Origin of the sequence: Providencia sp. 2023EL-00965, assembly GCF_033550225.1 — a bacterium.
GTDB lineage: Bacteria > Pseudomonadota > Gammaproteobacteria > Enterobacterales > Enterobacteriaceae > Providencia > Providencia manganoxydans.
Genome location: NZ_JAWUEH010000006.1, coordinates 13,437 through 36,041, shown reverse-complemented (window position 1 = coordinate 36,041; position 22,605 = coordinate 13,437). Strand labels below are relative to the sequence as shown.

19 protein-coding genes and 1 pseudogene are annotated in these 22,605 nt (G+C 35.4%); 16 read left to right on the top strand and 4 right to left on the bottom strand.

Annotation, left to right across the window (positions count from 1 at the left end; all coding sequences use genetic code 11):
• The first annotated feature begins 966 nt into the window (after positions 1–966).
• The 8 genes from SC428_RS09475 to SC428_RS09440 all read left to right on the top strand — a co-directional run bounded on the left by SC428_RS09475 (position 967) and on the right by SC428_RS09440 (position 8,630).
• Positions 967–1,794, top strand: coding sequence for a sulfite exporter TauE/SafE family protein (locus SC428_RS09475; RefSeq protein ID WP_070925129.1), 828 nt, complete (start codon positions 967–969; stop codon positions 1,792–1,794).
• 267 nt (positions 1,795–2,061) lie between these two features.
• On the top strand, positions 2,062–2,397 hold the full coding sequence (locus SC428_RS09470) for a metalloregulator ArsR/SmtB family transcription factor (RefSeq protein ID WP_283125621.1): 336 nt from the start codon (positions 2,062–2,064) through the stop codon (positions 2,395–2,397).
• A 47-nt stretch (positions 2,398–2,444) separates the two neighbouring features.
• Entirely contained in the window at positions 2,445–2,507 is a 63-nt protein-coding gene (locus SC428_RS09465) for an arsenic metallochaperone ArsD family protein (protein ID WP_233445639.1), read from the top strand.
• A 186-nt stretch (positions 2,508–2,693) separates the two neighbouring features.
• Positions 2,694–3,983: an arsenic transporter gene (locus tag SC428_RS09460; protein WP_318707274.1), complete on the top strand. Its 1,290-nt coding sequence runs from the start codon at positions 2,694–2,696 to the stop codon at positions 3,981–3,983.
• 10 nt (positions 3,984–3,993) lie between these two features.
• Positions 3,994–4,419 (top strand): glutaredoxin-dependent arsenate reductase, encoded by a 426-nt coding sequence (gene arsC / locus SC428_RS09455; RefSeq protein ID WP_318707272.1) that lies wholly within the window; start codon positions 3,994–3,996, stop codon positions 4,417–4,419.
• A 1,043-nt stretch (positions 4,420–5,462) separates the two neighbouring features.
• The gene (locus SC428_RS09450; RefSeq protein ID WP_318707270.1) at positions 5,463–6,311 is read left to right on the top strand and encodes an HlyD family secretion protein; all 849 of its coding nucleotides are present in this window, start codon (positions 5,463–5,465) and stop codon (positions 6,309–6,311) included.
• Positions 6,312–6,314: 3 nt separating this feature from the next.
• Positions 6,315–7,949 carry an FUSC family protein gene (locus SC428_RS09445; protein ID WP_283125719.1) on the top strand — a complete coding sequence of 545 codons (1,635 nt, stop codon included), beginning with the start codon at positions 6,315–6,317 and terminating at the stop codon, positions 7,947–7,949.
• A gap of 21 nt (positions 7,950–7,970) precedes the next feature.
• Positions 7,971–8,630, top strand: a complete 660-nt coding sequence (locus SC428_RS09440) for a MarC family NAAT transporter (protein WP_318707268.1) — start codon at positions 7,971–7,973, stop codon at positions 8,628–8,630.
• Between the two features lie 299 nt (positions 8,631–8,929).
• Here SC428_RS09440 and SC428_RS09435 read toward each other — a convergent pair whose 3' ends face one another.
• On the bottom strand, positions 8,930–9,145 hold the full coding sequence (locus SC428_RS09435; protein ID WP_272580181.1) for a hypothetical protein: 216 nt from the start codon (positions 9,143–9,145) through the stop codon (positions 8,930–8,932).
• Positions 9,146–9,782: 637 nt separating this feature from the next.
• Between SC428_RS09435 and SC428_RS09430 the strand changes: the two genes are divergently transcribed.
• Positions 9,783–9,926, top strand: coding sequence for a hypothetical protein (locus SC428_RS09430; protein WP_175442438.1), 144 nt, complete (start codon positions 9,783–9,785; stop codon positions 9,924–9,926).
• A 46-nt stretch (positions 9,927–9,972) separates the two neighbouring features.
• Here the strand turns inward: SC428_RS09430 and SC428_RS09425 are convergent.
• Positions 9,973–10,937, bottom strand: a pseudogene (locus SC428_RS09425) (helix-turn-helix domain-containing GNAT family N-acetyltransferase).
• A gap of 225 nt (positions 10,938–11,162) precedes the next feature.
• On the bottom strand, positions 11,163–11,591 hold the full coding sequence (locus tag SC428_RS09420; RefSeq protein ID WP_070925123.1) for a hypothetical protein: 429 nt from the start codon (positions 11,589–11,591) through the stop codon (positions 11,163–11,165).
• A gap of 663 nt (positions 11,592–12,254) precedes the next feature.
• Between SC428_RS09420 and SC428_RS09415 the strand changes: the two genes are divergently transcribed.
• The 7 genes from SC428_RS09415 to SC428_RS09385 all read left to right on the top strand — a co-directional run bounded on the left by SC428_RS09415 (position 12,255) and on the right by SC428_RS09385 (position 20,849).
• A complete protein-coding gene (locus SC428_RS09415; RefSeq protein ID WP_318707263.1) occupies positions 12,255–13,130 on the top strand; it encodes a DMT family transporter in 876 nt (291 codons plus the stop codon).
• A 411-nt stretch (positions 13,131–13,541) separates the two neighbouring features.
• Positions 13,542–14,762: a PfkB family carbohydrate kinase gene (locus SC428_RS09410; RefSeq protein WP_140181677.1), complete on the top strand. Its 1,221-nt coding sequence runs from the start codon at positions 13,542–13,544 to the stop codon at positions 14,760–14,762.
• Positions 14,763–14,787: 25 nt separating this feature from the next.
• Positions 14,788–15,525, top strand: coding sequence for a glutamine amidotransferase (locus tag SC428_RS09405; protein ID WP_070925120.1), 738 nt, complete (start codon positions 14,788–14,790; stop codon positions 15,523–15,525).
• Between the two features lie 381 nt (positions 15,526–15,906).
• Complete coding sequence (locus SC428_RS09400; RefSeq protein WP_070925119.1) at positions 15,907–16,872, top strand: DMT family transporter; 966 nt, start codon at positions 15,907–15,909, stop codon at positions 16,870–16,872.
• 2 nt (positions 16,873–16,874) lie between these two features.
• Complete coding sequence (locus SC428_RS09395; protein ID WP_070925118.1) at positions 16,875–17,906, top strand: phosphotriesterase; 1,032 nt, start codon at positions 16,875–16,877, stop codon at positions 17,904–17,906.
• Between the two features lie 208 nt (positions 17,907–18,114).
• A complete protein-coding gene (locus SC428_RS09390; RefSeq protein ID WP_318707259.1) occupies positions 18,115–18,549 on the top strand; it encodes a DUF2946 family protein in 435 nt (144 codons plus the stop codon).
• 266 nt (positions 18,550–18,815) lie between these two features.
• Positions 18,816–20,849, top strand: a complete 2,034-nt coding sequence (locus SC428_RS09385; RefSeq protein ID WP_318707257.1) for a TonB-dependent copper receptor — start codon at positions 18,816–18,818, stop codon at positions 20,847–20,849.
• Positions 20,850–20,940: 91 nt separating this feature from the next.
• Here SC428_RS09385 and SC428_RS09380 read toward each other — a convergent pair whose 3' ends face one another.
• The gene (locus SC428_RS09380; RefSeq protein ID WP_318707255.1) at positions 20,941–22,320 is read right to left on the bottom strand and encodes a sugar porter family MFS transporter; all 1,380 of its coding nucleotides are present in this window, start codon (positions 22,318–22,320) and stop codon (positions 20,941–20,943) included.
• Positions 22,321–22,605 lie beyond the last annotated feature (285 nt).

Genomic DNA, 22,605 nt, shown 5'->3' with positions numbered 1-22,605 from the left:
TTAAGTGTGAAAATGAAAAATACTATAAATTAACATCTAACGCAAATATTAGAACAGTGGAGCTAACAGTGAGTGATAAATTTGAGTTAATATGACTGAGTTAATGACGCAAGATATATGGAAATTTTTTATTAGTAGGGTGCATAATGTCATTATTTTGTGTAATTTCATGTGGTTGCTATGGAGGGTTGCTTAAAAAGGGAGTCATAATATTGCGAATCGAGCTCGTAAATGATGAAGATTTAATCTATTATAGAAACAAAAACGCTAGGCCATTTGTGGAAATTTTAATTTTCATGGAACTGCTATCATTACATATTCCTGCTTAATATTAATAGTGAAAATATTAATTGATAAATTAATAAACAAACAGAAGACATCTACCTTCAAAAATCCAATCTCAAAGGCATTATCAATATTCTCTCAAAAGTAACAAAAGCCGGAAAGCCTTACCGAATCAAAATCATGAATGGCTAATGGATAAATGGAAACTTGAGCGACTAAAAGTTAACAAGCCTCATTAATATCATATCTTAATTAATCCTCTTTGGTGGTTTTGTAAACCTAATCAAAGTAATACAGCCGCTCCTTGGCGTGATTGATGGGAGATATGTTTGATGATCTTTCTTAATATCATCAGACATATCTTCTGAAGGACGTCAATCGTTCTGGCTGGAAATATAAGTTCGCCATAAGAGCCAAAGGTCTAATCAAAATATTTTTAACGTAGTATTTAGTGAAAAAATGAGTTTAGAAGTTGATTTAACGATTGATATTTGATTTAACTTGTTGAATTAATTTAATTTTTGGTTTTTTGAATATTTTGGGGTAAATGTGAAGTGCATGAGAAAATTTATTTTTATTTCAATGACGCCATAATGAAAGTAATATTATCAACTTGTATTTCTATATAACATGTATTAATTGTATCTATATTTTTATTTCAATATAGCATAAGGAATAGTTATGGAGATGTTGTTCATTTTCTTATTAATAGGGTGTGTTACTGGGGTTTTAGCTGGTTTGCTTGGTATAGGCGGCGGAACAATCATAGTACCTATTATTATATACACAGTGACACAGCAAGGCATGCCTTATGAATTGACAATGAAAATAGCCTTAGCTACCTCATTCTCTGTTATCATTTTTTCTACTGCATCTTCTGCCTATTCTCACAGCAAGCATAAAGCCATTCTTTGGAATGAATTCCCATATCTATCTGTTGGTACCATTATTGGGGTATTTTTAGGCTCTTATTTCGTTCATAAAACTTCGGATATTATCTTACAGGTTATTTTTTGTCTTTTTATGGGATATACCATTTATACTTTATTATTTTCGAAAAAAAATGAAGCTGACCGAATCGAAAATGTAGATGATCCTGTTATAACAAAACCTTGGCTATCCGGTGGTGGAGTATTTATCGGGTTTATTTCCAGTTTTATCGGTATTGCAGGCGGAGCTATTACAGTGCCTCTTCTGAGTACATGGGGATTTAATACTCGAAAATGTATAGCGACATCTTCAATGCTGGGTGTTGTTTTAGCAACAATTGGGGCTATATCAGGGATTATTTATGGTTGGAATAAAACGGAAATCACAGATTACTATCTAGGTTTTATTTATCTCCCAGCGTTTGTTGGTATTGGTATAACCAGTGTTTTATTTGCTCCACTTGGTGTGAAATTTTCCTATAAACTTCCAGTTAAAGTGATCCGTCAAATATTTGCGGTATTTTTAATCTTAGTTGTGAGTAAAATGATCCATCTGATTATATCTTCTGGTTCAATCTAATTCAGATTATTATTATTGAGTGGGGTTTTGAGGGAGTTATTTCATCATTTAATTTTATCAGTGCTCTGATATTGCAGAAAATGGATATCTTTTTATATTAAAATTCAGAGAATTAATTAATTTTAGTGTTTTGTCACTCGATGATAACTGAAACTATGATGCTTATATTGCGCTAATCTCATTAAGATTTTTTATATGTCAATGTATGTGTTTTGACGTATATGTTTATTGAGTGTACTCTTAGGCTATAGATAGTAAGGAGCATGTATGGAACCATTACAACTGTTTAAAATTTTAGGGGATCAAACCAGACTCGATATCGTATTGCTTTTGAAAGCATCTGGTGAGCTGTGTGTTTGTGATATCTATACGGCCTTAAATTTATCGCAACCAAAGACATCTCGACACTTAGCAATGCTTAGAGAGTCGGGTCTTCTATTAGACTCAAAACATGGGAAATGGGTTCATTACCGATTATCCCCAGCGTTACAGCCATGGGTTAAAAATATTATTGACGTAACCTATGTTACAGAGAAAAATAGAGTGGCAAATTTACTCAAAAGCTTAGAGACAAAAGAGTCTGCGAGTAGTTGTTCCGCATAAAATTTTTTAAATTAACATATATGGAAAAACATATGTAAGGTTGGGTTATGAAAAAACTAGAAGTATTTGATCCCGTATTATGCTGTAGCACTGGTGTTTGTGGAGCGTAAGTCACTCCTGCATTAGTAGACCTCACAAGAGATCCCGACAGGTTAAAAAATAAGTTAATGCAAGAGCCTATACATTTTTTTATAACAAAAAGTGGGGGTATCCTTGAAATCTCAAGAGCCGATTCATTTGCATTATTGATTTTAAAACAAGAAAGGGTGTAAAAGCACCTTTTAAACGAGGTAGTTATGTTTATTGCCGCATTAATTTTTATTTTAACGATCACCTTTGTTATTTGGCAGCCCAAAGGACTGGGTATTGGCTGGAGTGCTACAGCAGGGGCTGTATTGGCACTGATCTTTGGTGTGATCAGTTTTCAAGATATTCCGATTGTTTGGAACATTGTTTGGAATGCCACTGCGACATTTGTTGCAGTAATTATCATTAGCTTACTTTTAGATGAAAGTGGTTTCTTTGAATGGGCTGCATTACATGTTGGCAAGTGGGGCGGTGGTAAAGGAAAGCTGTTATTCAGTTATATCGTGCTACTTGGTGCAACGGTGGCGGCCTTATTTGCTAACGATGGTGCAGCATTGATATTAACGCCCATTGTGATTGCGATGTTATTGGCACTTGGTTTCAACAAAGGCACCACATTAGCATTTGTTATGGCTGCTGGGTTTATTGCAGATACGGCGAGCTTGCCGCTGATTGTTTCGAACCTCGTGAATATCGTTTCTGCGGACTTCTTTAATATTGGATTTACGGAATATGCATCAATTATGGTGCCAGTGGATATTGCTGCAATTATCGCAACACTCGTGATGCTGCATTGGTTTTTCCGCAAAGATATTCCTAAACAATATGATGTTACCAAACTGAGTGAACCGACTTTAGCCATTAAGGACATGACAACGTTTAAAGCTGGTTGGCTGGTATTGGTACTGCTACTTATTGGTTTCTTTGTCTTAGAACCATTAGGTATTCCAGTGAGTGCAATTGCAGCTATTGGTGCCTTAATTCTTTGGGTGATTGCAGCCAGAGGCCATACGATTAATACCAGAAAAGTGTTACGTGGCGCACCTTGGCAAATCGTTATTTTCTCTTTAGGGATGTACTTGGTGGTTTATGGTTTAAGAAATGCAGGGTTAACCGATTATCTTTCTGAAACGCTCAGTTACCTTGCAGACAAAGGATTATGGGTTGCCACTCTAGGAACGGGATTTATTACCGCATTTTTATCATCCATAATGAACAATATGTCAACGGTATTAATTGGCGCGTTATCTATTGAAGGAAGTGAAGCGACAGGGTTAATTCAACAAGCGATGGTTTATGCCAATGTGATTGGTGCCGATTTGGGTCCAAAAATCACACCAATAGGTAGTTTGGCTACATTGCTGTGGCTGCATGTTTTATCGCAAAAAAACATGACCATTACATGGGGATATTATTTCAAAACCGGGATTATCATGACTATCCCTGTGCTGATTGTCACACTCGTTACTTTAGTACTTCGACTTTCACTGTTAAATTAAAGGTAACCCCATGAATGAGATCACTATCTACCATAACCCCAATTGTGGCACTTCGCGTAATACCCTTGCAATGATCCGCAATAGTGGTATTGAGCCAACGATTATCCATTACCTAGAAACGCCGCCGAGTAAAAATGTTTTAGTACAACTCATTGCGGATATGAACATCACGGTAAGGGAGCTATTACGAAAAAATGTTGAGCCGTATGAGCAATTAAATTTAGAACAAGATAACCATACAGATGAGCAACTCATTGATTTTATGTTGCAGTACCCGATACTGATTAATCGACCAATTGTCGTCACTCCGCTAGGGGTAAAGTTGTGTCGGCCTTCTGAGGTGGTGCTAGATATACTTCCTAATCAGCAACAAAGTGAATTTATCAAAGAAGATGGCGAGGTTATTGTTGATAAGCAAGGGAGTAGAGTAAAGTAAATGGCTCTTTAAAATCATTGCTCTTGGTTAATGTTTATCCGTGACAGGCCAGTTTTAATTAAACTGGCTACTTGAATTATACCCTATAATTCAATACTGATATGCTTAATGGCTGAGTTATATGTACAAATTATCTCGTTGAGTCTGAGTTGATGTCTTAGGTTCCTAAAAACAAGTGCCCTAATTTATTGTGTATAGCATGTTTTATTGTAAGTTAAATTCTGTGTTTTTGTGGAAAAAATTGTTGGTGTATTTATTGATATAAAATTATACAAACACAATTTTAAGATTCTTTTTTCTCATTTAATGTAATAAAAATTAATATAATAAGAGCTGAATGCTCCCATGGCATAAGCTTTAATGTATACATAAGATACATTATTATTACTCATTGTTGTTGTATTTTCATTTGGTTATGTAAGAAGTAAGTATCTATTGTAGCATATCTCATCGTATTCGATTTGGCTGGATTGCTATTTCAATAGTCCAGATTTAATTAAAAAACTCATTAGGTTACTTGTTGCAATGTTCATGCTTAAGGTAAATTTATTTATTAGTACAATAATGAGTTGTAATTTATTTTGGTGCTTAATTCTATCAAGTTAACTTTTGATGCTCTCAAATTGTACATTGTTATTTGTTGGTAATATAATCAACTAAATTGGCTGATCCTCTTATGTAGTAGAGTAGAGATAAAAAATTGTAAAATTTTACAGCTTATATGATTAAACCAATTGTTTAAACTTATTGCTTATATTAAAAATATACTGCGATGTGCATTTACTACTATAATGATTAATATCGTTAAATATCTCTTGATAATGGGATAGTCGTATGGAAGATTTAATTCTAGGGGGTACGGTTTTTATACCCGGGATTGCTTTGGTATTTTTTTTAGGTTTCTTTTCATGGTTATTAATTAGAGTAGTTTACGCAAACTTAGTGAGCAAATATGAATATGCAGGGAGCTTATTCGACATTTCTATGCTGTTTCTCTGCATTTTGGTCATGCATTTCATTCTTAATTCATGGTTGGTAATATAATGAATATAAAGAAATATTTATTAATTGTGATATCTGTATTCATCATTGTTTCGTCTATATATTTATTATGGAACCATTATGCATTAAGCCCATGGACTCGGGATGGTAGAGTAAGAGCTGAAATCAACCAAGTGACAGCAGAGGTTTCAGGGAAAGTTGAGCAATTGATGATCATCGATAACCAAGAAGTCAAACAAGGTGAATTATTACTTGTCGTTGATCCTACTGACTATGAAATCAAACTACGTCAATCTGAATTAGAACTTAATGATTTAGTGGTTCAATACAATTTTGCCAAGAACCAATTAGCAAGGCGTACTAAACTAAGTCAGGTTGCGATATCTAAGGAAGAGCTAGATGATGCAAAGTCGCGCCAAGAAAGCTTAGCCAAAAAAATTGAATTAGCAAAGGTGAAGATTGAAAAAGCTAAACTTGACCTATCAAGAACACAAATTTATTCACCAGTAAATGGCTTTATTACTAATTTGAATTTGCGTACAGGGAATTATATTAATGCAGGCTCCCCTCTATTTGCGATCGTTGATAAAGATTCTTTCTATGTGATTGCTTATTTAGAAGAAACTAAAATGGCCAATGTTGTTGTTGGTGATAATGCAAATATAAAGTTGTACGGCAACAATCATGAATTAAAAGGCAAAGTACAAAGCATTGGTCGAGCAATTGACGATAACAACTCTACGACAGGAAGCCAGCTACTTGAAAATATACAACCTAACTACCCATGGGTTCGATTAGCACAAAGAGTACCAATTAAAATATCATTAAATGATACTCAAGGAGTAACCCTTATACCGGGTACGACTTGCACTGTATTTATTGAAGACTAAGTGATGAAACTAAACTGGATATTTGCAGTTAAATATATGCTAGCTATTCTATTGGCTTGGTATATTTCTTCATATTTTGGTTTTGATAAGCCTTACTGGTCAATGATGACTGTCGCAATCATTGGCTACCCTGATCCATCATTAAGTTTGGCTAAAATGGCGGCACGCCTTGTAGGAAGTGTTATTGGTGTTATCGTAGTAACATTAATCGCTAACATTAGTCTCAGTGATCATTGGTTGTTTACCTCTTTGATTATTATTTGGTTGTCAGTTTGCTTATTTATGGCGTTAACTTCTCGCTATATGATGCCTTATATGTTTTCGCTATCAGGGTATACTTCTGCGATCATTGCCTTCGGTACATCAGTCTATCCATTGCCAATGACAATATTTAATTTGTCTCAAGAAAGGCTAATGGAGGTTATGATAGGCATCATTATTTACACATTTATTAGTTATGCCTTACCAAATAGGTCTAATGTGCCACAAACAGTTCTATTGAACAGGAAAATAAGTACGGATAGAAAAAATGTGTTATCAAGTGTATTCAAAGGAAATTATGATAATACAATGAAAAACCTATCTGTTATCATTGCAGATAGTATAGCCTATGATGAAGTGAGTAAATATGAAAGTCATTTTTTATCTTTTAAAAAGGCACACAGTAAGGCATTAAAATTACCAATATTGGTCACTATATCTATTATTGGTTTAGTCGATCGCGCATTTTTACGCTATGAAAAATATAATCAATTATTAAGCTTGAAGAAAGAGATTAGTCGTCCCTCTATCTTTCAGTCTTATGCATTTTTTGATTGGAAAGATGCTTTTTTAAATACGTTAAGACTAGTTGTAAGTTTAGTGATTAGTGTTATGTTCTGGCTTAATACTGGTTGGGAGTATGGTTATATTTTACCTGTATTAGTGAGTATTTCTTTTACCTTTGGGATTACTATTCCCAATGCTAATAAGCTTGCTTTTATTGTATTTATTGTTGCTCTGTTAGTGATCGCGTTTAGCTATGTATTGAAATTTTTCTTTTTAATACAGGCATCAAGTTTTATGCAAGCGGCCTTGATTATGATCCCTATCTTTATGCTTTTTGGTGTCTTGAAAACGGTAGGTAAGTTAGCATTTTTGATTTCACATATTATGTGTATTTCTTTAATATTTCTAATTAATTTTACTAATCCAATGAGTTTTGATTTTGTTTTTTTTGCTAATACTGCTATAGCGCTTATTTTTTCTATCATTATAGTGATTTTGATGTTGTATATCATACCATTGAGTAGTGCACAGCAGATAGAAACACGTAAAGTTAATTTTATTTTACAGAAAATAAATACATTACCGTTAAATGAGTTAGTTCTCATAAAAATTCGTAATACTTTGCTAATGAATGTGAATTCATTATATGAACATAAAAATATTAACCAGTTTTACGTGTTAATTGCATTGATTAGTTTATATGAATTATCAGAATCAGATCAGGTAAGAGAACTGATGGTCAGCATTATTAATGCGGTATCAATAGGAGATGATAAAGATAATATATTGAAATCTCTTAATGGTACTGAAACAATTTATTCAGATTCTAATGTAAAGTATGCCAAAGATATTATTGGCTTTTTGTTATAATCATAAATATAAGAGGTGGTCATGTTTGAATTATTAACTGCAATAGGGATTGGGTTGGTGGTATTGTTACCATTATCAAACCCACTAACCACAGTTGCATTGTTTCTTGGTTTATCCGGTGGAATGACAATTGAGGCGCGTAAAAAAACCATAAAAATGACGCCTGTATATGTCTTTTTTATTATGTTGGTCTCATGGTATTCAGGACAAGCGATCATGAATACCTTTGGTGTGACTATTCCAGGTTTGAGGATTGCCGGTGGTTTTATTGTTGCCTACATTGGTTTTCGTATGTTGTTTCCTGTCGCCGAAAATAGTCGTCATGATGAAGGGGAAAAAACAGTAGATAATACATCGAGTGTTGCATTTGTTCCTTTAGCTATGCCAAGTACTGCTGGACCAGGTACTATAGCGATGATTATTAGTATGGCTTCATCCGTAATCACGAATGAAAGCGCTTATCCTCATTGGGTTATTATTGTTGCGCCACCGTTGGTATTTTTAATTTTTTCTGTAATTTTGTGGGCATGCCTAAAAAGTTCAAGTCTTATTATGAAGTTTTTTGGTAAAAGCGGCATTGATGCAATATCTAGGCTGATGGGATTTTTGCTAGTTTGTATGGGTGTACAATTTATCATCACTGGTATAGGAGAACTCACGCGTTTTGGTTTTTTTAGCTAGTTTTGAACAATGTTATCGTGAATTACTCTGATTTAATGTATAAATAACACCTGAAAGGTTATTACTTCTCAACTGAATAAGGTGTTACAGCGCTTTTCTTTTTCTGCGCCAGTCAGCAACGGCGATAAATTAATATCAAGTAATATTAATTATCTTTACCATCTTCATGTTGTTTTAGAATATATAAATAACATGTTAATTAAGTGTTATTACTTAATTTTTGAAATGTAGATACTAGTAAACTGCCATTTGTATGCAATGCAAAAAAAGAATTACCTGTGTCTACGTAAATACTAAATTTAGTTGACTTTATTCATCAAAAACTTATAAATTTCAGGTAGATACAGAGAAATGCTGACAAATAAAAACGCTGCAATAAAATAGATGTTTATCGATTCCATCGTAATCGTTGTTGAAAGAGTCGCGATCGCTAAAATGCCTACAATGATACGACGACTATTTATAGACATCACATGCGTTAACTCACTAATAAATGATTCAATAAATCTAAACATAACAATTCCTTTTCATAGTTACGTGAGAAGTGTATATGATTTAAATATAATATTGAAGTTTTTATTAGCTATTTGTGCTATTAATTTTTAATGTGAGTTTAAAATGATTAAATTTAATCTTTTTGAGATAAAAAAAAGCATTTAATAATTTAAAAAATTTATTGATTCGATAATTTATTTAAATTTAATAGATGAAATATTACATTGGTTAATTATTTTATGGTTTCAATTTGTTGATATTATTGTCTTTTTATTTTGTGTTTTCTATTTTGTAAATTAATACAATATACAAGAGTAAATAAAATATAAACATATATTAAGTATTAACACGTAGTGGTGTGAAAATATGTGAGTTAGCTCATAAATGAGTAATTAACTTAATATCTTTTACTTATTCTAATTATGAAAACGATTAACACCTATTAAGTTAGTAATAATGTCTATTATATTCTAAATAGTTTAGGGGAGAATAGAGGATAAGTGAGTGAGTTACTAGAATATGGGACAAATTATGTGATTAGTACAAGTGGGCTTAGTCACTATAAGCCTAAGACCCTAAAACTTAATGTATGATAAGTGTATTCTGATTGAGTGCTGTCAGAGGGTAGTTTACTCTAAAAGAAAATAGGAGAATACGATGCCAGCATATGATCCCATAGAGCTACTCGGTAACTCTATCGCAGCAACGATAAAAATGGTTTATTCCCCGTTTGAATCGCTGTATCACAGTAGTATCATCGGCGACCTTAGTTATATTATGCTATTGCACTTTGCGAATTAATGACTCGCTTTTCAGCTAGTCTACTGTTTTCTTTGAGCTTCGGTAACTAGCTGATTTTATTCATGTTCAAATTTTTAATATAATGTTGTTCTATCACAGATGTTCCCCATTGGCTCCCTTCCTGTTCTTGAACTAAGTTAAATCCAGCTTGTTGGTAAAGTCTAGCGGCAGTATTTAACCCTTTAAATGTCCAAAGCTCTATAGCTTTAAAAGATTGTGTTTGGCAAAAAGAGAGCGCTTTATCGAGTAATAATCGGCCTATCCCCATTCCTCTGCATTTTGGATCAAGAATGAACCAACGCAAATGAGCATGGCCACATGCCAAATCTTGCCCATCTATCGCAATAGAACCAACAATATGATTATTATGTATGGCGCTCCATATTTGGTTGCAGGGTTCACCAATTCGATTAATAAACTCACTGACATCCATTGCTATTTTTTTTCAAAAAATTCACCAAAATTGGCATGTTCGAAGTAAAATTCTGCATGAATTTGGGTTATTTTACCGATTAATCCTGAACGATAACCTTCTTGGATATCAATGAATTGAGCTGTATCATTAGTTTGCTTTAGGCGATGTTGTTTGAGCGCATTCGCGTAAAGCGTGATCCCTTCAGCGACGGCTTGCTGCTGCTTAACTGCTAATTGTTCTAATGCGAATATAACTTGCTGTTGGCCAAAACGATGGATGCCATTAACTAAGTTTTTACCTTTGGCAGTAAGGGATAAATTTTTAAGTCGTCCATCTTCGATGTTTGTCGATTCAATTATTTCACCATTGCGGAGTAGCTTTTGAATTAGACGACTGATGGTTGATTTTTCTAAGATTAAGAGTTCAGCCAGCTGTGCTGGGGTAATGGTGGGATTTTGTTCGATTTCAAGCAGGGCGTGAATCGCTGAGGGACTATAATTAGTCGCTGCGAGAGTTGAGCGCATAAAACCTAATTCACGTACCATCATTCTAGATGAAGAACGAATTTGCTCGGTTAAATCAATCTTATTATTCATTGTACCTCCCAAAAGCAACTTGTTGTAAGCTACAACCAGTTGCTTCTCTTCGTCAATCCGATTTTTAAATAAATAAGAAAAACAATGGGATGAAGTAATATTGAAGTAAAATAAGGAAATAAGGAAATAAAGGATAATGTTGAATTGATTACATTATGAGTGACGCAGAGTGGGAAAGTATTCTTAATCCCAGTTTAGTAATAGATTCTAAATACCAATTGTCTATCAATCTTTATAAGTCGTGGAGTGGGCGGGGTGTTCATGGCAAAAATCATCCCAAATATTATTAAAGTTTTCGTTTGGGAATCTATTTTCTTCAGTATTAATTAAAGGAATAGAAACGACATTTCTACCATCCTGATGCATGTAGGTTTTGACTAAAAATCGCCTGTAACTAAAGGATTTTTCATTTTTAAATACTAGCACTTCACCGCAAACATAGCCCAACATACCGTGATCAAGCGTTTCCCTCACTGAGTAATAGTGAACATTTTTATATTCAGCTGTTTCAGGAAAGGGGAGAAAGTCTTCAACGGCCTTTTGTGATTTTTTTACGATATCAAGATCAGGTGTGTAGTTTGCCATCATACCTGCGACAAAAGAGCTGCTCGCAATCAGCGCAATAATTAAATATGAAAATATGTTCTTTTTCATGATATTACTCTTTTACCTGTTAAGTGATAGAAACAAATCATTATTGGACCGTCATAAAGTAGCATGGATAAAAGTATGGTTATATGGTCTAGAAATAACAAGAGTTAAATAAAAACAAACAATTACAATTTAAAATGAATTGTTATGTTGAGTTTATTTAAGCCTATTATTATCTACTAATTTTTATTTTTTATAAAAAGATTTTTATATTAATTTATCTCGCAAATGGAGAATTGTTAATTTTATTGTTTTATTTTTGTTGATTTTGCCACATTAATCGCTTTAGCTTGATGTAATGGAAAAATTTACATTATCTATGATAACTCAATTCCCACCCATAAAGAGTACAACAAGCAAGAAAGATTTCCAGCTAAACGATAACCTCTCTTCACACAGCGGAAATAGGTGTTTCTCAGCGTTGAATGCTCTTACGATAACTCGCTAAATAAAGTGATTAAGGCAACGCTGATTGTGTTACGCGTCTAACCAGAAGAAGGGTGATAAAATGTAGATGTATTGAGGCTTAGATGACCATTTTTTGTTTTGTAGTTGGTAAAAATAGAATAGAGAACAAAAATAACTATAATGGGGAAGTGATATGGGAACACTTATTTATTATCCTATTAGATCACTAATTCCTTATATAACGATAATATTATTCATATGAACAATATTAAAATAATTTGTCTTGCTATTTGTATTTCATTGATTTGGGGAAGCAGTTTTCCTATATCAAAAATGGCTATTGAAAAAATAGGTGTTTGGCCTTTTCGTTTTTATGCAGCGTTAACATCAGTTGTAGTGCTAATATTGTTAGCGCTAATAGCTTTCAAGCGCAAGTTTCACTTCTATGGCTTGATTATGTGTATTCCATTGGGGTTTTTAAATGTTTTTTTAGTGACTCTTCTCAATAATATTGCCTTGGGATATACGGATTCAGCTAAAGCATCTGTGCTGATTTATACTATGCCAGCAATGACTACAGTGATTATGATGATTGCACATAAACGGATTACCTTGAATTCAATAGTAGTATCATTAAGTTGCTTAACTGGGGTATTTATTTTTACGTCCTTGAATCACTTTGGCTTGGGCGAGATGATTATACTGCTGAGTGCTTCTATGTGGGCCTTAGGGACGTTTTTAGCAGAAAAAATTCCGACTCAGTTAGATTTACTTTCTAAAGTGATGTATCAAAATATCGTCTCATTCTTTCTTATCTTATTGATTACACCATTTATTTCATCCAATTTGGATATATTTGATTATCAACAGGATCCTCTGCATTACATTAAGGATGTTTATTTTCCTATCTTATTTATAGGGATCGCTGGCGGTGTGATTGTTTTTGTACTGTGGTTCTACATGATAGAACAAGGGGGGGCTGAACTCTCTTCTTATGCGGTATTAGTCGCTCCGATAATTAGCGTTGGGTTATCTCATTATTTTCTAGATGAAGTAATTTCTTTCACTATGCTGATTGGAATGGTTCTGATCTTGTTGAGTATGCTGATTTCATTTATAGGAAAAACAAGATAAATAAGGTACAAAAAATTGAATCGATTCAGATTTGCATTTAGTTAATTAAAATTTAAAAGTAAGTATTTTATTTATTTGAAATTCTTTATAGTTAACCATTAGTTATAACTTTAATTTTATTTCAATAATTTATTGAAAATAATGTCTAATTTGATTTAATTTTGTTTTTTATCTGTGAGTATCATGGTGATTGTTTTAGTTTTAAATGGAATAATAATTAAATTGGCTAATGCTTTCCTATTTTATTTTGTGTTAAAAGGCTAATTTACCTTAACGTAATATGCTTTTGCTTTTTTTTGTTTTTATTTTTGTCTTTTTTGCTTTTTTTTGCTTTGCTTCGGGAACATATGATTATTATCACATTAAACTAACAATATCTAAATTAAAGTAAATGCCATGAGGTAAAATGGCATGAAAGCAGAAAGACATAAAAAAATAATCAGTTTTTTAAAAAATGCAGGCTCAGCAAAAGTTTCTGTTTTATCGAAAGAGCTTAATGTCACTAAAGAAACCATCAGAGCAGATTTAAATTCTTTGGCAAAAAAAGGAATTATTAGCCGTTGCCACGGTGGCGCATTCATTGAATTTGAGACCCTAGATAAAGTTGCCAAAAAAGAAATTATACAATTTCTAGAGTGCAATGAAAGCCTTAATGAAATAGTAAATAAGGATGATTTAGTGAACGGCAAAGTTTGTGTTTTAGGTTCGTTTAATGTTGATATGATTAGTTATTTACCTCGCCTTCCTGAGGCAGGTGAATCATTGTTATCAAATAAATTTATTTTTTCACCGGGTGGTAAAGGTTGTAACCAGGCTCTTGCTGCAAGTTACTCAGACTCTCAAGTACATTTTATTACTAAAATAGGTACAGACCAGTTTAGTGATTATGCAGTAAATTTTATTTCATCATCAAAAATAAAAAGCTCAACCATTTACCAAACAGAAAAATTTCAGACAGGTACGGCATCTATTTTTGTTTCAGAAAATAGTGGTGAAAATATTATCTCCATTTACCCTGGCTCGAATATGGATATTAGTGCTGATGAAGTCAAAATTCAGAAAGATAAAATTATTAACTCAAATATTATCCTATTACAACTCGAAACTAATATTGAAGCATTAAAAGAAATTATTGCGATAGGTAATGAATACAATATTCCGATTATTTTAAACCCAGCACCTTACAATGAAATCGCAATAGAACTACTTGAAAAAGTTGATATTTTAACACCAAATGAAACTGAGGCAAGCTTACTTTCGGGAATTAATGTGATTGATTTAGATTCCGCAAAACAAGCTGCTGAAGCGATCTATCACAAAGGGGTGAAAAAAGTCGTTATAACATTGGGAAGTAAAGGCTCTCTTGCCTATGATGGCAATAAGTTTATTTACTCACCAGCCTACACTGCGGTTGTTAAAAATACAGCAGGTGCAGGGGATGCATTTAATGGTGCTTTGGCTGCATCGCTAGCGAAAGGAAAACAATTCTCTTACGCATTGCGCTATGCCTCTGCATTTTCATCTCTTGCAGTTGAAACCAGTAATGCTTCAGAAATGCCTGAAGATATTAATGTGATGTATCGTATTAATCAAACAACCTACTCTCAGGTTGTGACTCAATCTCCTGAATAACGTCTATTCTGAAAGAGGAATAAAAATGAAAATTTTATTTATTGGTGAATCATGGCACATTCATATGATCCACACAAAAGGTTACGACAGCTTTACATCGAGTAAATATGAAGAAGGCGCAACATTTTTATTAAGTTGTTTAAAAAACAAAGGTGTTGAAGTTGATTATATGCCAGCACATGTTGTGCAAATGTCATTTCCAAAAACAGTCGAAGAACTCGAAAAATACGATGTTATTGTAATTAGTGATATTGGTGCAAATACTTTCTTACTGCAAAACGATACTTTCTATAATATGAAGGTGTTACCAAATTCACTGCAATTAATTAAACAATACGTTATTAATGGCGGTGGGTTATTGATGATTGGTGGTTATTTATCCTTTATGGGTATTGAAGCTAAAGCCAATTATAAAAATACCTTACTTGCTGATGTATTACCTGTCGAAATGCTTGATGGCGATGACCGCGTTGAAACACCTGAAGGCGTATTTGCGTCCGCAGTTAATACGACTCATGATTCAATTAAAGGGTTTGGTAACTGGCCAATGTTCTTAGGTTATAACAAAGTACTGGCGAAGAAAAATAGCCAAACCGTACTGAATATTGGTGAAGATCCATTATTAGTTTTTGGTGAATATGAAAAAGGTAAAACAGCCTGTTTTATGAGTGATTGCTCGCCACACTGGGGAAGTAAAGAATTTATGGCTTGGGAACATTACTCAGATATGTGGGTGAATATTCTAAAACAAATATCTAAGTAATTAGATATTCGTCATCTTTCAAGTTGCAGGGTTTTCATTAAAACATAAGGGGCGACGCGAGGCTTGCCGAGTCACATAGTTTATCTATGTTCTCCGCCTATCTTCGCTTGTCGCCTACCTGCAACTCGAATTATTTAGAGTATAAATAGCAAAAAATAAAATAGTAAAAATAAAAAAATAAGTGTGGGGAGTTTTCCTGCACTTTGTTATCCGATTTATTCGATTACAAAAAATAATGACTCATATACTCGTCATTCTTCAAGTTGCAGGCTTTTCGTTAAGGTATGGTGATTGCACTCAATGGCACTAGTCACTGTGTTTTTTCTGTCCGTCGCACTTGAATGATTTAGAGTACAGTCAAAATTCCAAAAGGAATATTTTATGAGTACAAAAAATTATTCTACACCTTTACTGATGATAGCAACGGTTTTAGCCGGTATGTTATCGCCAATGCAATCAGCCGTTAATGGGCAACTAGGGGATGTATTAAAAGATGGTAATGCGAGTGCGGTAATTTCATTCGCGAGTGGCCTTGTTGTAATGTTCTTTATTATTATTGCTAAAAAGCAAACTCGCCAACAATTTGCAGCTATTCCGAGCTTAATTAAACAACGTAAAATACCTCTATGGAACTGGTTTGCAGGCCTGTGTGGCGCGATGGTTGTATTCTCTGAAGGTGCCTCTGCAAGTGCATTAGGTATTGCAACCTTCCAAACCGCTTTAATTTCAGCACTGTTGTTATCGGGTTTATTGTGTGACCGTTTTGGTATTGGTATCGATGAGAAAAAACCGTTTACTACATTCCGTGTGATGGGCGCTGTATTTGCCGTTGTCGCAACACTATTTGTAGTTTCACCACAATGGCATTCTACATCCGCAATCTATTTAGCTATCCTGCCATTCTTAGCGGGTCTATTAGCAGGGTGGCAGCCAGCAGGTAACTCTAAAGTTGCTGAAGCGACAGGTTCTATGATGGTTTCTATCACATGGAACTTTATTGTTGGTTTCACTGTATTAACTGTTGCGCTGATTATTCGTATGGCGTTAGGGCATATTACCCTTGAATTACCGGGTGTGTGGTGGATGTATTTAGGTGGCCCATTAGGCTTAATGTCGATTGCATTGATGGCAATTTTAGTTCGTGGGTTAGGCTTATTAATGTTAGGTGTCGCATCGACAGCAGGGCAGTTATTAGGCTCCGTATTGATTGACCTGTTATTACCATCTTTAGGAAATACCGTCTATCTAGTGACTATCATTGGTACATTATTTGCGCTGGTAGGGGCGATTATTACCACTATCCCTGAATTTAGAGAAGCAAAAGCTGCGAAAACAGCAGGAGTGTAAAAATGAAAGGTTATATTCAGACTGTCACAGGACCGGTTAAAAAAGAGGATATGGGGTTAACCCTCCCACATGAACACTTATTTAACGATTTATCAACGGTAGTCGATGAGCCTTATTATGATTTCTCACATGTCTTAGTCGATAAAAAAGTCAGTGCAGACATTCAGTGGGGACTTAAACACGATCCGTATTGCTGCTGCGACAATATGGATAAAAAACCGATTGAAGATGTGATTTATGAGGTAAATAACTTTAAAGAGCTCGGTGGTAAAACACTCGTGGATGCCACAGGCTCCGAAGCGATTGGTCGTGATGTACGTCAACTGCGTGAAGTTGCAATCAAAACAGGTATTAATGTGGTTGCTTCATCTGGGTTATATATCGAAAAATTTGAAGGTGAACGGTTAGTTAGTAATATCGATGTCATGGCCAAAATGATCGATGACGAGCTAAATATAGGTATTGATGGTACTGATATTTGCGCAGGTATGATAGGCGAAATTGGTGTATCACCATTCTTCACTGAAGGTGAAAAAAATAGCCTCAGAGCGGCGTCGATTGCCCAGCTAGCCAATGATCATGTATCAATGAATATTCACATGCCTGGCTGGCAACGTCGTGGTGATGAAGTACTGGATATTTTAATCAAAGAAATGGGCGTTAATCCTGCTAAAATTTCGTTAGCACATTCAGATCCATCAGGAAAAGATCTCGATTATCAACGTCGTATGTTAGACAGAGGCGTATGGCTTGAATTCGATATGATTGGATTAGATATTTCTTTTCCTAAAGAAGGGGTTGCCCCTACTGTCACTGAAACTGTTGATGCCGTCTATAAATTGATTGAATTGGGGTATGGTAATCAAATCGTGTTAAGCCATGATGTTTTTCTAAAACAGATGTGGGCAAAAAATGGCGGTAATGGCTGGGGCTTTGTGCCCAATGTTTTTTTATCCCTTCTCGCGAAAAAAGGGGTTGATGAAGCCATTATAAGTCGCTTATGTATTGATAATCCGGCTAATTTGTTAGCCTAATCAAGTTGTAACCCTTTGTTATTTTATGTTCGACTTTGCGGTAATAGTCTATGGCTATTACCGCGTTTTGTTTAAAAGAATGCAGCCATCGGCATCCAGTATAAAACTAAGCCAGATGTAACATAACTGACAAAAAACGATAACAACGTAGATGCAAATAGGATACACTCTCGCGCAATAAAATCAGAACAGATATGACGGAAAAACGTTGCGCCTGCACGCTCGATTTCAACAATTTGCCGCTTATCTTGCCCTTCTTGCTGTAGCAATGCTGTTTATTGCCCCATTGGTTTCAAAATCAATGATGCACATGACTGATTGTTCACTCACGGAGGGCATGACAGCCCATTCGATGGATCATTCGCATCAGGATATGCTATTGCCTGAAGAATGCGCAACCAGCACACCTATGAATCACTTTTTAATGTCGGGGGTTGGATTATCGCCCATGGAAGACATTGCGTGTGGTTACTGTCAGTTATTGGTTCATTTTCCCTTTATCATTCTCTTTGTTGCCATTGCTATTCGCCTATTGGCAATATTGACCTCCTGTTTAGCCCTTGAACCTTGCGTTCGTTTATATCTGTTCCGGCCTTGGCTATTACGTTGTGCCCGCGCACCACCTATATTCGCCCTCCTTTAAGTTGTAGGGCTTTGTTAAGGTATGGTGTTTTTACTCAGCTCACTGAGTTACAGCATTTATCTATGCTTTCTACCTATCTTTGCTTATCGCCTATCTGCAACTCGAATTATTTAGAGTGTATGCACTTTCTATTAATTATTTAATTAATAGAAAGTAGCTAGGTTGCATTTGCCGTTTTGAGTGCACTAAGACGTTTTATATCTTGAATTTGGATAATCCATTCAGGCGGCATTGTTACGTCATAAAGAAAAGAATTAGGCACAACAATGAACAAAGAAAAGTTTGTAATCGCACCTGTTACATTTTTAGTATCGACCGTTTTAGTTTCTTATAGCGCATGGGCGGAAGATAAAAATCAAAGTCTATTTTCTGACAGTTCAGTCATGATCGTTACTGCACCAGTGGACTCACCATTGACGATCAGTACATCACCTAAAACACCTAGGCAACCTGTTCCAGCAAGTGATGGCTCTGACTATTTAAAAACTATTCCCGGTTTTTCTCAGATCCGTAATGGTGGTACTAATGGTGATCCCGTTTTTCGCGGTATGTTCGGTTCTCGTTTACGTATTTTAACTAATGACAGCGAGATGCTAGGGGCTTGTCCATCACGGATGGATGCACCAACATCCTACATTTCACCTGAAAACTTCGATCTTCTTACCATGATCAAAGGGCCTCAGTCGGTACTATGGGGACCAGGTAACTCAGCTGGAACGATCCGTTTCGAACGTGAAAAACCGTTATTTGATAAAGCAGGCATTAAGGGCAATGCTAGTGTGTTAACCGCATCTAATCAGCGCTGGGATGCCAATGCTGATGTGAGTATGGGGAATGAAAAAGGTTATTTACGGTTGGTTGGTAATAAATCACGTTCTAATGATTATAAGGATGGTGATGGTAATAAAGTGCCATCAAAATGGGATAAGTGGAATGCTGACGTAGCGATTGGTTGGACTCCTGATGAGTATACTTTACTGGAGCTAACCGCAGGTAAAGGTGATGGAGAAGCACGTTATGCAGGAAGAGGAATGGATGGTTCTCAATTCAAACGAGAAAGTTTAGGTATGCGTTTTGAGAAAACTAATATTGGTACTGTACTCGATAAAGTAGAAGCCAACATTTATTACAACTATGCCGACCATATCATGGATAACTATTCATTGCGTGAAACCAGTGGAACAATGGGAAGTGGTTCTGGTCATATGATGGGAAGTGGTCACGGTATGATGAATATGCCAATGAAAATGCGTGTAGATCGTAAAACGGTTGGCGGTAGGGTGATGGGCACTTGGATGTGGACTGATTATGAACTACGGGCTGGTGCCGATATGCAAACTAATACCCATCGCAAAGAGAGTGATAATCGTTGGAACAAAGACGCACAATTCCAAGACTATGGCGTGTTTGGGGAGTTAACGTGGGAAGTTAACGACCATGATAAGGTCGTGACGGGGGCGCGAGCAGACAGAGTTTTGGTTGATAATGATACAAATATCGGCTCTTCGGGGCGTAATACAGTCATGCCTGCTGGATTTGTACGTTATGAACATGCTCTTTCTAATATGCCAGTAATGTTGTATGCGGGGGTTGGTTACACAGAGCGTTTTCCTGATTATTGGGAGTTGTTCTCGCCGACTTATGGGCCTGATGGAACAACCAATGTGTTTGATCATCTCAAAACAGAGAAAACCACTCAGCTAGATATTGGTGCTAAGTACAGTAATGAAAGCACAAATGCATGGGTTTCTGCTTATATTGGTCGTGTTGATGACTTTATTTTATTCCGTTATAACCCTCACAATGTACGTCAAAGCCAAGTTGAAAACGTCAACGCAATGATTATGGGCGGTGAAATGGGGGTAGCATATAAGTTAACGGACGAATGGAAAGCGGATGCTAGCCTTGCTTATTCATGGGGAGAAAATCGTAGTGATAGACAGCCATTGCCTCAAATGCCGCCGTTAGAGACACGTTTTGGTTTGTCGTGGGAAAAAAATGATTGGACGACAACAGGGTTGATGCGAGTAGTGAGTAGTCAACATCGAGTTGCGATTAATGATGGTAACGTCGTTGGTAAAGATTTCAGCAGCAGTGCAGGATTTACCATTTTTTCGGTTAATACAGCCTATCGTGTTAATGATCATATGAAATTAAGTGCGGGTGTGGATAACTTATTCGATAAGAATTATAGCGAGCACCTTAACTTAGCTGGTAATAGTGGGTTCGGTTATTCATCTAACCAACCAGTGAATGAACCAGGTAGGACATTCTGGGCGAAAATGAATGTAACTTTCTAAGTTATTATTGAGGGCTATTTTTCAAGCTGTTCTCGTTGTAAAAATCACCAGCCCCTAATATATCCCCCCATGATAGGGGGGATATAATCAGTTATCGGCCAATATTGCGTAGCGAATTACCTTTCATTAAGTTTTCTTCAATATGCTCTAAAGAAACATTTTTGGTTTCTGGTACAAAGTAGAGTGTGACTAAAATAAATGCCGCATTGAGCGCCGCATATAGCCAAAATGTATGTGTATCACCGAGTGTCGATAACAGTGTTAAGAAAGTAGCACTCACTATCATGTTAGCAACCCAGTTTGAAGTGGTTGAGCAAGTAATACCAAAATCACGCCCTTTAAGTGGTTGTATCTCAGAACAGAGAACCCACATGATAGGGCCTGCGCTGACAGCAAAGCCAATAATAAAAATAAGTAGGAATGCAATGCTAGCATACTGGATAAGTAAGGTATGAGCGTCGAAAGATAATAAATAAGCGAGTAGACCAATGCTTATTGCCATAACACTAAAGCCAAAGACTAATAATTTTTTACGACCGAAACGGTCAATAATTGAGATGGCAAGAAAAGTTGCAATCACATTGACCAATCCAACCAGTACCGTACCATACATTTGTTGAGTGGTAGTTTCAAAACCGGCTAATGAGAAGATTTTCGGGGCATAGTACATAATGACGTTGATGCCGGTTAGTTGTTGCATAAATTGCAAAGAGATCCCTAAAAATACACTACGGCGGAAATTACTGTTATTTTTGAATAAACCAAAACCAGATTGTTTGATTTTGAGGCTATTAAAAATATCGTCTAATTCTTGTATTGCTTCAGTTTCTGAATTTCTGAGTTTTAATAAGATAGTTTTTGCATCATCGGAACGGTTCTTACTGGCCAGCCAGCGTGGACTTTCAGGTAAAAAAGTGACGCCAATAAATAGCAGGACAGCTGGAATTGCAGTGATCCCTAACATCCAACGCCACGCATGATCATAGCTAAACCCAGTATCTGAAATGAATGCCAGTAAAATACCTATGGTGATCATTAACTGATACATAGATATCATTCCACCCCGGATCTTTTTGGGGGCTATTTCGGATAAATAGGCGGGTGTTGTAAAAGATGAGATACCAATTGCTAGACCTAATATCACGCGTGAGCCAATAAGAACCTCGGCATTTGGTGAAAATGCAGAGCCTAGCGCGCCAATAATAAATAGTATGGAACTAAGCAATAAACTTCTTTTACGTCCTCCCCAAGATGATAGCCAACCACTAATAATTGCTCCGGCAGCAGCGCCGAACATCATAGAACTAACAATGAGTTCTTGCTGAGTCGCGGAAATATCAAACTGCTTACTAATAAAAGGAAGTGCCCCTGAGATAACACCAGTATCTAAGCCAAAAAAGAGACCCGCTAGTGCTGCGAGTAAACCGACGAAGATAACCATTAGATTGGTTGATTGGTTTTTTTCTACCATTAGCATTAATCCTTGATAGTAATATTAGAAAATCTACCTAGCTATTTATACGTAATTCACATAACTCAAATTCATGCTAGCGCGATCTTCATTTGCTTTCAATGCGAAATAAATCAGGAGGGATAGGATAATGGAGGGTAATTTTTACACTTTATATGATACAGGTTTTTATTTAATCCATATTTGAGTATCAAAATTAAATTTTATTTATGAGAATTAGAAAATAAGACATTTTTTCTAGAGAAAACTTAAGAATATTGATTTTAGGCAAAGAAAAACTAACTA

Excerpts from the sequence above, each read along its gene's own strand:
- SC428_RS09475 (WP_070925129.1), top strand. The coding sequence starts at position 967 with ATGGAGATGTTGTTCATTTTCTTATTAATAGGGTGTGTTACTGGGGTT.
- SC428_RS09470 (WP_283125621.1), top strand. The coding sequence starts at position 2,062 with ATGGAACCATTACAACTGTTTAAAATTTTAGGGGATCAAACCAGACTC.
- SC428_RS09460 (WP_318707274.1), top strand. The coding sequence starts at position 2,694 with ATGTTTATTGCCGCATTAATTTTTATTTTAACGATCACCTTTGTTATT.
- arsC (WP_318707272.1), top strand. The coding sequence starts at position 3,994 with ATGAATGAGATCACTATCTACCATAACCCCAATTGTGGCACTTCGCGT.
- SC428_RS09450 (WP_318707270.1), top strand. The coding sequence starts at position 5,463 with ATGAATATAAAGAAATATTTATTAATTGTGATATCTGTATTCATCATT.
- SC428_RS09445 (WP_283125719.1), top strand. The coding sequence starts at position 6,315 with ATGAAACTAAACTGGATATTTGCAGTTAAATATATGCTAGCTATTCTA.
- SC428_RS09440 (WP_318707268.1), top strand. The coding sequence starts at position 7,971 with ATGTTTGAATTATTAACTGCAATAGGGATTGGGTTGGTGGTATTGTTA.
- SC428_RS09435 (WP_272580181.1), bottom strand. The coding sequence starts at position 9,145 with ATGTTTAGATTTATTGAATCATTTATTAGTGAGTTAACGCATGTGATG.
- SC428_RS09430 (WP_175442438.1), top strand. The coding sequence starts at position 9,783 with ATGCCAGCATATGATCCCATAGAGCTACTCGGTAACTCTATCGCAGCA.
- SC428_RS09420 (WP_070925123.1), bottom strand. The coding sequence starts at position 11,591 with ATGAAAAAGAACATATTTTCATATTTAATTATTGCGCTGATTGCGAGC.
- SC428_RS09415 (WP_318707263.1), top strand. The coding sequence starts at position 12,255 with ATGAACAATATTAAAATAATTTGTCTTGCTATTTGTATTTCATTGATT.
- SC428_RS09410 (WP_140181677.1), top strand. The coding sequence starts at position 13,542 with ATGAAAGCAGAAAGACATAAAAAAATAATCAGTTTTTTAAAAAATGCA.
- SC428_RS09405 (WP_070925120.1), top strand. The coding sequence starts at position 14,788 with ATGAAAATTTTATTTATTGGTGAATCATGGCACATTCATATGATCCAC.
- SC428_RS09400 (WP_070925119.1), top strand. The coding sequence starts at position 15,907 with ATGAGTACAAAAAATTATTCTACACCTTTACTGATGATAGCAACGGTT.
- SC428_RS09395 (WP_070925118.1), top strand. The coding sequence starts at position 16,875 with ATGAAAGGTTATATTCAGACTGTCACAGGACCGGTTAAAAAAGAGGAT.
- SC428_RS09385 (WP_318707257.1), top strand. The coding sequence starts at position 18,816 with ATGAACAAAGAAAAGTTTGTAATCGCACCTGTTACATTTTTAGTATCG.
- SC428_RS09380 (WP_318707255.1), bottom strand. The coding sequence starts at position 22,320 with ATGGTAGAAAAAAACCAATCAACCAATCTAATGGTTATCTTCGTCGGT.